At 40.8% G+C, this 12,138-nt stretch carries 9 protein-coding genes; 2 read left to right on the forward strand and 7 right to left on the reverse strand.

All coding sequences use genetic code 11. The annotated features are described in order from the left end of the window. Positions 1–97 precede the first annotated feature (97 nt). Positions 98–538 carry an Rrf2 family transcriptional regulator gene (locus tag ACWQAU_RS01035; RefSeq protein WP_003641849.1) on the forward strand — a complete coding sequence of 147 codons (441 nt, stop codon included), beginning with the start codon at positions 98–100 and terminating at the stop codon, positions 536–538. A gap of 290 nt (positions 539–828) precedes the next feature. On the opposite strand, the gene lpdD is transcribed toward ACWQAU_RS01035, so the two are convergent. The 6 genes from lpdD to tagD form a co-directional block, all read right to left on the reverse strand. Next, complete coding sequence (lpdD, locus tag ACWQAU_RS01040; RefSeq protein ID WP_015825081.1) at positions 829–1,239, reverse strand: gallate decarboxylase subunit LpdD; 411 nt, start codon at positions 1,237–1,239, stop codon at positions 829–831. Positions 1,240–1,241: 2 nt separating this feature from the next. Further along, positions 1,242–1,805: a UbiX family flavin prenyltransferase gene (locus ACWQAU_RS01045; protein WP_003643707.1), complete on the reverse strand. Its 564-nt coding sequence runs from the start codon at positions 1,803–1,805 to the stop codon at positions 1,242–1,244. Between the two features lie 395 nt (positions 1,806–2,200). After that, positions 2,201–3,949: a glycosyltransferase family protein gene (locus ACWQAU_RS01050; RefSeq protein WP_027821537.1), complete on the reverse strand. Its 1,749-nt coding sequence runs from the start codon at positions 3,947–3,949 to the stop codon at positions 2,201–2,203. A gap of 306 nt (positions 3,950–4,255) precedes the next feature. Further along, complete coding sequence (locus ACWQAU_RS01055) at positions 4,256–7,075, reverse strand: glycosyltransferase (RefSeq protein ID WP_027821538.1); 2,820 nt, start codon at positions 7,073–7,075, stop codon at positions 4,256–4,258. Positions 7,076–7,127: 52 nt separating this feature from the next. Further along, a complete protein-coding gene (locus ACWQAU_RS01060; RefSeq protein WP_027821539.1) occupies positions 7,128–8,336 on the reverse strand; it encodes a CDP-glycerol glycerophosphotransferase family protein in 1,209 nt (402 codons plus the stop codon). A gap of 24 nt (positions 8,337–8,360) precedes the next feature. Next, entirely contained in the window at positions 8,361–8,765 is a 405-nt protein-coding gene (gene tagD, locus ACWQAU_RS01065; protein ID WP_003646390.1) for a glycerol-3-phosphate cytidylyltransferase, read from the reverse strand. Positions 8,766–9,137: 372 nt separating this feature from the next. On the opposite strand from tagD, the gene ACWQAU_RS01070 reads away from it, so the two are divergent. After that, positions 9,138–9,920: a hypothetical protein gene (locus tag ACWQAU_RS01070; protein ID WP_003641846.1), complete on the forward strand. Its 783-nt coding sequence runs from the start codon at positions 9,138–9,140 to the stop codon at positions 9,918–9,920. A 41-nt stretch (positions 9,921–9,961) separates the two neighbouring features. On the opposite strand, the gene ACWQAU_RS01075 is transcribed toward ACWQAU_RS01070, so the two are convergent. Next, on the reverse strand, positions 9,962–11,932 hold the full coding sequence (locus tag ACWQAU_RS01075; protein ID WP_162551027.1) for a glucose PTS transporter subunit IIA: 1,971 nt from the start codon (positions 11,930–11,932) through the stop codon (positions 9,962–9,964). Between the last annotated feature and the right edge of the window lie 206 nt (positions 11,933–12,138).

The following is a 12,138-nucleotide window of genomic DNA, read 5'->3' on the forward strand; positions in this document are numbered from 1 at the left end:
AAAGTTACATCATTAGCTTAACTAAACTCGTTAATTGCTTTTATAAGTGGATTTATTTATAATCATAGTAACCAATTAAGTTACAGGAAGTGATTATATGCGTGTTTCAACCCGCTTTAGCGACTCGATCCATTTACTAGCCTACATTAAAATTTACGCAGATACTAAATTAACAAGTGACGCCATTGCCCGCAGCATTGAAACTAGTCCAGTCGTTGTTCGCCGCTTGATGAGCAAGCTTCGACAAGCCGGACTAATCACAACAACGCCCGGTACTGCTCAACCGGCACTCGCCAAACCTTTAAGTCAAATTTCACTGCTCAGCGTCTTCTACGCAATTGAGGGCGATAAGCCACTACTCGCCGTTGATCCTAAGACCAATCCGGATTGTATTGTTGGTGGCAATATTCAAACCGTTCTGAAACAATACTATCAAGACGCGCAAACGGCAGCCGAAGCACGGTTAGCTAAGACTAGCTTACAAGACGTGGTCGATAACATTTTAGTGGAACAAGCAAAGAAAGATGCCCACAAATAAGCTGCCAGATTAGCTGACGGTGTGCGATTGCGGAAGCCAGCGCGCATGTCGATACTAAATAATTCACCCTGCAAGCCACTCCGTTTAAATACAAACATGCTAGTATGTTTATGCCTAACTTGGACAAAAAATTGCACTTCAGAATCAACATCTGAAGCGCAATTTTTTTGTTGAATTATTTCATCTAGTACAACTTTAATAACAATAAACGGCCAGCTCGGTGCATATTATCCAGCAATAGGGCGCAAAGACAATATTGCGCTGTTTTCGACGCCCCATGCGTCACGAATCTACCGCGGTTGCTCATCTTGTCCATAATATTCCGGCTTTTCAGCCTGGACGGGATGGGCCTGTAACCAGCTAATAATCTGGCGGCTGAGGTCATCCGTCATTGGTGCCGCAGCTGCTATTTGTGCTTTAGTAATTTGGTTGACATGAATTCCCGCAGTAATTGTACAGCTTCCAGCTAGATAACGCTGAATCCGCTTGGCCATTCGTTCCGAAATAAAGTTATCTTTATGGAAGCGACCATCATGGCTGGGAAACTTAACCGTTTCGGGAACCGTGCTGGCAGTTAGTGTGGTCACGTCACCAATATGGGGATTGGTCCCACCGGTAACGACGATCAACAAGTCATATCCAATCACTTGGAGTGTTGCTTGCATTTGATACCCGGCCTGCTCAGTCGTAAAAGTTGCCATACTTAATCCCCCTCCCAACGGCGATCAGTTTCATTATGAATATGAAACGCATCTAAAATTTTCATGGTTTGATGATTGACCAGATCCTGAATGGATTGCGGATGATTATAAAAAGCGGGAATCGGTGGAATAATTTGGGCACCGAGTTTTGCCAACTTCGTTAGATTTTCTAAATGAATCACGCTTAACGGTGTTTCACGTGGAACAATCACAAGTTTACGTTGTTCTTTAATCGTGACATCAGCAGCCCGCGATATTAAATTATCACCGAAGCCGTACGCAATCCCCGCTACCGTCTTCATACTAGCTGGGACAATGACCATTCCGTCATTCAAAAACGAACCGCTGGCAATCGCTGCGCCTTGGTCATTAGCCCGATAAGTAGCATCCGCGAGCGCCGTCAGCTGCGCGAGCGAGTAATCAGTCTCTAACTCCAAGTTTTTTTTAGCCCACGCACTCATTACCAGGTGAACTTCAACATCTGGCCGCTGATGTAACTTTTCTAATAAGTCGACCGCGTAAATCGTACCGGACGCTCCCGTGATTCCCACAACAATTCGTTTCATGACAACATCGCCCCGTTTCTACAGATTAATAACATGTGATCCAATTAAGTCTTCATCCTTATATTAACCTGCACTATCGGTTGAAACAAATCGAGTTTTGACTGGCTAATATTCTTAAATAGAATATTAGCCACTAATAAAGAGGGCTGATTACGAGTCAGACGTAATACAGCTTGCCTACTTAACTTGACGATGAATTGGCTATTCATTCCGCGACGAACCAATTGTTTCATCATATTAACTACAAAGAATATATCCATCAGTTTAAATGTTAAAAGCCAACTAATGGGTGAACTAAAATCAAACAAATACATTATTAATACATAAATACACTCCAATTATTTACTAGTTAAGTCAATTTTTCGAAAGAAAATCAAGTTTTCCTTGGAATCGTTTTAATTGTATTTTGGTTTAAAACAGTTAGTTGCTAGATAAACCAGACTACCAATGAACGTAATGCCCGTTAGCAATAACAATCCAATGTGTTTGGACTGACGAGCTATAGAGACATCAATATAAGAGTCCCCGGCCGGTAAAGCTGTTTTTAATTGTCCCTCAGAATATTTAAAGTTCTTCTTTTTACCATTGACCTTAACCGAATAATTTACATTTTTATAGCCAATAACAGGTAACTTAACTGATTTCATATTCTTCTGATGATATTTAAAAGTTACTAGTTGATCATTTGCAAATGTGTTTTTGAACTTTTGAGAATTATCAGCATCAAATTGCACAGTTTTTTTGGTTGCACGTGATGCTGTGGCAAAATTAAGCGCAGCACTCACTTTCTTCAAAGACTGAACAGACTCAGCCTTTTTAATATGGTAATCAGGCACTTGTGTATCGACTAATCGCTTTTGGTAGTTAGCATTAGTTAAATATTGATTTCGACGTTGTTGTGCAAGTGAATTGGACTTCGATTGTTTCAGTGCCCAGAAATAATTTTGTTTAGTTTGATTATGAGCAGATATTACGCCACTCATGCCAACTGTGATTAAAGCAAAACTGATAAAAAGAGTCGTTGAGTATGAGTGCCAGTTAATTTGGACTAAGAACAAGATAGAACCAATCATGAGTAATAACACGACAATGGTTAGAAAACGCATTGTAAATTGAAATAAACTTACTGGGGTGTTAGCTAAAAAATCACCATCAATCCAGTTCTGTGATAACACCCAAATACTTGCGGCACCAATGATCCAATAGCGCCATGAACCTGTTTGATTTGAAATTAGCTGTGAAATTAAGTAGAGAAAAATAAAGGTCACTATAATACCTAAATGAGCCCCTCTAGCTAACTCTCCAATGTTATTAGTTAACATGCGATTCAAACTCGTTAAAGGGTCCAGACTAATAAGCAGTCGAGCAGGTGCTACCATCTTATTGTGTAATAGCCAGTCAACAATATTATATAGGGAATAACTTGACATAATTATACTGATAAAAGCGCCGATTAGTAACTGAAGCAACTCATGCCAAGATAGATTTCGACAAAGTAACCTAATAATTTCAAGAAAACTAATTAAGACTGTAAATAGCACTAATGAAAGGATGTGGGAATTGGCAACTAGACCCATACCTATTGCAAGGACTATTGTGCCTTGTTTTTTTCGATTCCAAATCTGAAACAATCCCAACATAATCAAAGGTAGAAATGTATAGCCGAGCGCTTCCCCAAGTGCCACACGAGTATACATTAGCTGAAGATGATAAGCACTAAATTGATAGATAGAGACACTTAACAAAATGATTAACCGATTACGAGTCAATGATTTTGCTAGCCAGTATGAATTAAGGATTGTAAAAAAATTCATCAACCAGAAACCAATAGCTAGTGCAAGCATGGGGTTATCAATAATGAGCCGAGGTATTATATAGATTAACAAAGTTATCCAGGGATACATCGCATTCATCGCAACCCCTTGATTGTTAAAGCCGATGAAGTTGATGAGGCTCGGAGCCCGTCCGGCATTAAATGCTTGATATAATGATTCCAGGCGGGCCAGATGAACACCACCGTCATTACTGAGTTCAAAGAAATGTCCACTAAAGGCTGGATAAGTCGAAATGAGAGCCAATAGAGAAATAATTATTAATGTTAAGGTTGCTTCGAAGTAACGACTATTTTTCATTTTGAGAAACATGCGTAGCCCTTCCTTAGCTAATATGATTAATATATCCAAACTAGTGTAACTAAGTCGAAAGTTACATTAATAGTTTCTTTGTAAAGAATACACCCGGTTAAATTCAATAGAATCAGCGGGCTGAAATACTTTTATTGGGAACAAGTTAAACTAAGACGCAATATTGATACTATATCTTGCTGAATGTTACTTGTAATTATTTTCAAAAAAAGAGGCTCACGACTGCCTCAAAATGAGAAGGTTCGAGTCTCTTTCTATGCGCTATAACGTAAATCACACTCATAAAATTAATAAACAAGTAGAATCTCAAAGAATTGCCCTAGTTTCAAATTCATTTAAAGCATTACGGTTATAATCACGCCAATCAAAGCGTTCAAAACAAACCTGTTGTTCCATATCTAGCACAACCATTATTGCTACATCACTTTGTACATCATAATGAGCAAGTTGACTGTTCTGAGCGGCACGCTTTCCATCAATAAACACCGCGTAATTCGGATAGCTTTCAACGTGTTTAATTTCAACGAATGCACGCCCATTGTTATCATTTCCTAAAATAATATCTGGATTTTTCCAGTCATCTGAGCTAGTAATCCATTGACCGTCAACTTGAGTTTCAGCATGAAAGATTTTCAATGGTTCTTTTACAGTTTTTACATACTTGATACTGTCCTTGGTCTCAATTGAGAGAGCTAAAGTATTCGCCAAACTATTTGGATTTGCTACGGCATTTTTACCGCTCAGCAAGCCAAAACGTCCACCCTTGATTACATCTTGAATACCAGCAACATCTGTTCCAACAACCGGCTTGTGTGCAAGCAAAGCTTCAATAATAGCAAGCCCTTGCCCCTCTGTAACTGATGGCAGTACAACATAATCAGTAAATGACACAAATTTCATTGGATTCTGCAAAAATCCCATCATGAACACTGATTCATCTAATCCTAAACCGGAAATAAGTTGCTCTACTTCCAGTCGTATTGGACCATCCCCGACAATATATAATCGCGTCTTCGGATAATTATCATGTACTAACTTAAATGCTTGGATTAATCCTAAATGATTCTTTTCAGGAGACAGTCTTGCCACCGTCACAAAATTAAAATAATTCTGATCTACAGGATGGAATAATTGAGTTGTAATAATTCCGCTTGGTGTCTCTGTTTTAGTAAGCTCTATCAGTGAATCACCATTATCCACTTGTTGCTTTACCTCAGATAATTCTTTTTCAATTTCGGCGCCATTAACTAGATTCTCAACCCATGTAAACTTAGCAGAATCAGCATACTGACTCAGATCTTCTCGATTTTGTTTATCAGCTGATTGGGAAACTGAAATGATTTTGTCAAAATATTGATAATAAGTAAACGTAACACGCAGATTCTTACGATGCTTGTATCGCCCATTAACAATTTTATTATATTCATCCCACATAGTATTGTGTAGAAAGACAACCTTCTTTGGAACTGGTGATAAAGCAAATAATCCAGTAATAGCTTTGTTGTAGCCACCAAAGTCAATAGCTTCGTATGGCATAAAATTACCAAAGATACGCCTAAAATTCAGCTGATACGTTGCCTTCATCTTATTTTGGTTAACTAACTTTGAATTAAATCCGAAGTGGTAGCTAGTGTTCTGATTATAAGTATCAAAGAATGTTCTAGTTGCCCATGAAAAACTAAAAATAAAGTGTACGCTGCCGGGTAAACGACTCATATTATATTCTTTTTCAGGGCGCATCCGCGGATAATCAACAAACACTAATTCATATTTATTAGTGTCAAAATTTCTAGACAAATTAATAATAGAATTTGTAATCCCGTTATTATAGAAACCTCCGGCATAAATCAATAACTTCTTTTTATTATTGTTGAAATTAAGTTGCTCAACCGATGACGACTCTTCAAACAATACTTGCACTGCACGTTCAGTCGCTTGTCCGTCATCATAACTCAAGAATTCGGTTTGATAATCATTGTACTGTTGTTCGTAAGTCTTGGCCCACGAATCAAAGTATTTTTGATTACAGTCATTAAGCAATTGATCAAACTTATCCGTGACCAGTCCCGGAAGTGTATCAAGCGGCTTGTAAAAGCCTCGGTTCTGTGCGTAGCTGTCCTTATCAGGAACATAAAACATAACGGGCCGTTTAATCGGCAAAAAGTCGAAAAAGATACTGGAATAATCCGTAATCAATACATCCACACCACGTAACAATGTGTTGGTATCAATGGCATTTGAAATCAATTGATCACCATATCCCATTTTAACTAATTTATCATAAATAAAATAATGTACTTTTAAAAATACTTTGTAGCCAGATGGAACACGTTCCTGCAATCGTTGGACTTCATTTAACAACTGTAAAATATCAGCTTCAGTAGTATATTCCACATCTTTTTTCCAAGTTGGCGCATACAAGATTATCTTTTCAGCTGGAAGCCCCAAGCGCTCTTTCAACGCTTGCGTATCCTCTGAAACTAGTGTCCCTAGTAAGTTATCAACTCGTGGATTACCAGTAATATAGACTTCATTTGGAAAAATACCGTTTAAATCATGGCTCGTAATTAAATGCTCAGCCGTAAACTTGTTAGGCATAGCTAAGACATCAGCCGCCAATAAATTACGCTGAATATTCTTATGGTCTGCCCTACCTGAACCTTTAATATCTAATCCCAGTGTTTTTAAAGGTGTCCCGTGCCAAGTATTCAGATACCGTTGCCCATCCCTTTTAATAAAATAGGGCATGAAGGAAGTATCGTTAATTAAATACTTTGAGGTAGCTAAGGCTTTCATATACTGACGTGATTCGTACTTAACTAAATATACCCGATGTCTCTTGGTATCCGCCATAATATCCGCAGGAATTGTATCTTTGTCTTTGTATGCCCAATAGTACGTATAATCCGGATATTCTTGTACCATCTTTTGATACATCGCATACACATTTCCAGTCAAATTGACAGCATGATACGATTCCAAGAAAACAGCCTTTTCTTGAACTTTGCTATGTTTCACATAGTATAAATAAACATTAATTTGACGAATTGCCGGCTTAGTTACAAACTCCCGAATTGGCCGTGCAACAAACTTACACGCGAGTTTGATGGTATTCATCTTTCCCATAATATATATCATTACTCCTTGTACTTGACTACAGTACTCTAGCCCTAATGGATTAGCCTGTATAATTATTTGCGTTCTGATCTATGCTAGTAATCAACTTCACAACTCGTTGACTAGCCGTTCCTTGCTCCCATTCCGTGAACTGTGTCCGAAATGCCATCATCTTGGCTTTTTCGTTTGGATAACCATCATTAATCAAGAACTGATCTAACTTGGCCAGAAAATCCTGCTCATTGGTGACAATTGGACCAGGAACCTTGTTGTAATCAAAGTAGAATCCGCGAACATCACCCTGATAATGCGCTAAGTCATAAGGATAAAATAGCATAGGTCGATTCAAGATAGCGTAATCAAACATGACCGAAGAATAATCCGTAATCAATAAATCACTAATTAAGTACAAATCATTAATATCTTCATCCACACATAATTTAACATTGTCCTCAAAGCCTTGGATATTGATCGACTCAGCTACTAGGTAATGTGGCCGAATAATAAGCACATCTTCCTTATTAAGCCTTTTAACAATAGCGGCCAAACTAAAAGGCAAGTTCATTTTATACATACCTTTGCGGATAAAAAAGTCATCTCGCCAAGTCGGCGCATATAAAATTACTTTGCCCATTTTATTGCCAACAATTCTTTTTTTAATCGCTGCAATCGCATCATAATCCTGGCGCTGATGCACTAACCGATCGTTGCGGGGATACCCATAATCCAAGAACTGGTTGTTAAAATCAAACGCTCGTCGAAAAACGTCTTTTGAAAACTGATTGGGTGCAATTAAATAATCCCACCGTTTACTCTCCGTCGTGAAATTCTGACGATACTGACTTGTATCGGTACCAGGCATTGAAACTTTTGGAATATCAATCCCCAGACGTTTGAGCGGCGTACCATGCCAAGTCTGAATATAGGTCGTTTTCGCATTCTTCTTCAACCAATACGGCATCCGCGCGTTCAGGACCCAGAATTCTGCAACCGGTGCCACTAATAACCATTTGGCTGAAAAGCGTGGAATAATATTCAACTTAGGATACTTTTCCTGGGCTTCCGCAACCAACTGACGCTTAACACCCCAGACTAGCTTCCAATCTGGATGCGCGGTCTGAAGTGCTTCGTAAACGTATAGCGGGTTATCCATTGGAACTTTACCATTAAACGCCTCAAATAAAATAACGTGTTTTCTCACTGGGCACACAGTCGCAATTACATTGAACAGTCGGCGATAAACCTGACTGATAATATCTTTTAATGCCATTTTATTGAATTCCCCGTCACACGTTTATTTTTGATTGAAATTCAAGTCTTGCTTAATCTTAGTCGTTGAGATTTCAGGAGTCCGTGGTAAATAGATGACTTCAGCGTCAGTTTGTTCACCCACGAAATCAAATTTACCAGTCCAGTCATCACCCATTACAAAGCGATCAATTTGGTATAATTTCACGTCACTCACTTTTTGATCCCACGACTTTTCAGGGATCACTAAGTCAACATAGCGAATTGCTTCTAGTAATGCCTTGCGCTTTTCGTATGAAAAATAGGCCTTCTTTTGCTTGCTGTCCCAGTTGAACTCATCCGTTGATAGGGCCACAATTAGGTAATCCCCTAGTGATTTGGCACGCTTAAGTAATTCAATATGCCCATAATGTAATAAATCAAAAGTTCCGTACGTAATAACTCGCTTCATAGTAAAACTCCTCCTAAAATTCCTTCGTTAATTTTTATTAAGTTCAATGTACACACCTGAATGTAAACAAGGCTATTATATCATGAAAAGATTGACTACACCCATCATTATACAATTCTTAATGAGCCGCGCTTTGTATATTTTATATTTTAAAACAAGCGAAATGCATATATCGCGCAAAGACTTGCCCGGATTGCGGTAATCATCATTGCAATTTGTCATTTATTCACCCGTGCCTTTTATGTTGCAATCCGCATAAATTCCCAAGAAGCTAATCCACAATGATTTATCGTTAAAACCAGACATTCAATGCGCCACACCACGTTTTTTGGCCTATAATTAAGGTAGTGTATTAATGAGGGAGGGATGTCTATGGCAAAACGACGAATCACACACGACCCACACCAGTTTGTTAATACTGCTACTGACCGGCGACGCTTACAATTGGCTGTCCAATTAGCCTTGCCAACCTGTGCGCACGTCTTAGCACGCAATTTTGCGCGTTCTAGTGCCAGCTCTTACTGGCTACTAATGCTAAAGACGCCGGGGACGGCTGCCCCGCGCTTTTTGACCTTGCGGATCGCGGATCATTTGCTATGGCTGACGAACCATGATCAATTAACCATTAGTTGGGAGGCTGGTAATTTTGACGCCGTTCAACGGACCTTGCGTCAAGAATTAACACCAGCCACTCTGCAACAATACAGTTATCAACTCACGACAACTGATATTATGACACTGCGCTTGATTCTGCATTTGGAACAACATCAGCTCATTTGGTTGGTCCAATTAGCACCTGAAATCGCTAAGGCCTACAAGAATCAGCATTTTGACCTTCGTGACGACTTTGGTCAGGCCAAATTGTTACTAGGCAACATGAATAACAGTAGTCTCCAACTGGTGCCAGTTAAGCAACCAGCTTTCCAAAATCATCTTGGACAATACTTCGGCCGCAATCTCCTATTCTCACAGTTCACCAGCCACCATCTATTGCGACTATTGCCCACCAATCAATGGATTCGACCCTTACTAAAGGTGTTGCCACCCACACCAAATCTGGAACAGCAACTAGCAGTCCTGTATGGCACCGACTTTGTCCGCATTTATGTTGAAGCGATTCGACAACAAGCACGCTTGCAAGCGATTAGTTCATAAAAATAAGACCCCCGCTACGTTCAGCAGGAGCCTTATTTTAGTTACTGACTATTAGTCGCTTTTAAGTTTTCCTTAGGACCTAACAACTTATCCGAAAAACCAAATACATAAACTAACATCGTTGCAATCACTAGTGTCCCGTAATGGGATATCAAATAACCATAAAAGTTTGACCCGATGCCGACACCCGGGGTGATAAACGCGGGGAAACCGATCAACGACCCTGACAAAGCATAGTTATTAACGCGCAACAGGCCGGTCAGTAAGCCACCTAGACCACTCGCAATGCTAGCAACGACAAAGACCCGTTTGTATTTCAAGTTGACCCCGTATAGCGCCGGCTCGGTAACACCACAAAAGGCTGAAATTGCAGCTGCCAGTGAGATCTCCTTTAGGTGCTTATCCTTAGACTTTAAGAAGACGGCCAACACCGCACCACCCTGAGCGACCATGGTAATCGAGAGGATTGCATTCAAATAACTGTGCCCATTCGTCGCAATATCATTGATCACAATGGGAATAATGCCCCAGTGGAGCCCGAAAATGACCATCGTCTGGTATAAACCACCAATAACCAATCCTGATAAGGCCGGGCTAAAATTATAGACGGCGACCAAACCGTTGGCCAAGCCCTTACTGATAATCGTAATTAAGGGACCGACCACCACTAATACCACTATCGCCAAAATCAGGGCTTCGATAATCGGAATAAAGACGCTCCGTAAATACAGCGGAACAACTCGTTTTAACCCCCGCTCAACGTACACGCCTAGCCATGCGGCCACAATCATCGGGAACACGGATGCCGAATACGACATTAAATGCGTCGGAACACCTAAGAACGTGATTTGGGCCGTGGCTCCCTTACTAGCTGCCGTTATCAGACTTGGATAGATAAGAATAGCACCGACAATCGCCAGCACGATTGGATCTGAACCTAACTTTTTGGCAGCAGTAAAGCCTAGGACAACTGGTAAAAAGTAAAACGTTGCATCAGCTACCGCGTTCAATACCATGTACGTCCCACTCGTGACCGCCAAGACTTTGAAGCCCGTTAACGCGGCCAAGATTCCTTTTAAAATCCCTGAACCTGCCAAAATGCCAATCACCGGAATCATTGCCGCGGTCATAACACCAATGACACCACTAATGCCATTACGCACGTGGCTTAGCCAATTAACGTCACTTGATGCCTCCTGAACCGGTGGTACTGGCACTCCGTCCGCAAATTCAGGCCCTAGTTGTGCGATCACTGCATCAAAAACATCGTTGACTGCCGGACCAATCACAACTTGATACTGACCACCGGCCTTTGCAACATCAATGACGCCGTCCAAGTTCGCAATAACCGCATCGTGCGCTAGTGCTTCATCCTTCAAATAAAATCGCAACCGTGTTATGCAATGAATCACGCTATTAATATTTTGCTGCCCGCCCACATTAGCTACAATTGCCGTGGCTAATGCCGAGTAACGCGTCGTTGACTGCGGTACCGCTGCCACTACCGGTGACGCGGTTGTTGTCACTGTTATCAAGTGAGCCGTTGCGACGACTGCACCGGCCGCGACAGCTTGTGGCAGTGGGGCTAGCGTCAAGTCAGTGAGTACCCGCTGAGCGTTCGTCACGACAATGATCACCGTGGTCGGTTTGTGGGCCTGCTCGATAGCAGCTAAATCCATGTCGACTAGTAGTGTGCCAGCCGTCACCTCATCACCGACCTTCACGTGAACTTCAAACGGTGCCCCATTGAGTGCCACCGTATCGACACCCAGATGTACCAACACTTCGAGGCCAGTCGTAGTCACCATGCCAATTGCATGTTTGGTTGTTGCGACTACTGTGATTCGACCACTAACTGGTGCCAAGATGTGACCAGCTGTCGGCTGAACACCAAATCCCGGCCCTACCCTTCCCGCCGCAAAAACAGGATCCGGAACCGTTGCCAATGACAATACTTGACCAGTAACTGGTGCTAAAATGGATACTTCATCGATTTTTCCCATAATCGTCATCCCCCATGTAAAACCCTTAACCTAACCTTCAAAAATCCTTAAGACGACCGTCTCACGTCCAATCATGATCCATTAAAATTCTATCATCACAATTAGACCAATCTCCATCACTTACCATCACTTCGTTAGGGCGACTAAATATCAAAAACAAGTATTTTTCCGAATCGGAAAAATACTTGTTTATCCTAACGTTGATTAATTATTTG

The sequence above is a fragment of the Lactiplantibacillus sp. 3062 genome (genome assembly GCF_055413545.1).

What these genes read in the sequence shown, in the direction of transcription:
- ACWQAU_RS01035 (WP_003641849.1), top strand. Translation starts at nt 98, where the DNA reads ATGCGTGTTTCAACCCGCTTTAGCGACTCGATCCATTTACTAGCCTAC.
- lpdD (WP_015825081.1), bottom strand. Translation starts at nt 1,239, where the DNA reads ATGGCAACTTTTACGACTGAGCAGGCCGGGTATCAAATGCAAGCAACA.
- ACWQAU_RS01045 (WP_003643707.1), bottom strand. Translation starts at nt 1,805, where the DNA reads ATGAAACGAATTGTTGTGGGAATCACGGGAGCGTCCGGTACGATTTAC.
- ACWQAU_RS01050 (WP_027821537.1), bottom strand. Translation starts at nt 3,949, where the DNA reads ATGTTTCTCAAAATGAAAAATAGTCGTTACTTCGAAGCAACCTTAACA.
- ACWQAU_RS01055 (WP_027821538.1), bottom strand. Translation starts at nt 7,075, where the DNA reads ATGGGAAAGATGAATACCATCAAACTCGCGTGTAAGTTTGTTGCACGG.
- ACWQAU_RS01060 (WP_027821539.1), bottom strand. Translation starts at nt 8,336, where the DNA reads ATGGCATTAAAAGATATTATCAGTCAGGTTTATCGCCGACTGTTCAAT.
- tagD (WP_003646390.1), bottom strand. Translation starts at nt 8,765, where the DNA reads ATGAAGCGAGTTATTACGTACGGAACTTTTGATTTATTACATTATGGG.
- ACWQAU_RS01070 (WP_003641846.1), top strand. Translation starts at nt 9,138, where the DNA reads ATGGCAAAACGACGAATCACACACGACCCACACCAGTTTGTTAATACT.
- ACWQAU_RS01075 (WP_162551027.1), bottom strand. Translation starts at nt 11,932, where the DNA reads ATGACGATTATGGGAAAAATCGATGAAGTATCCATTTTAGCACCAGTT.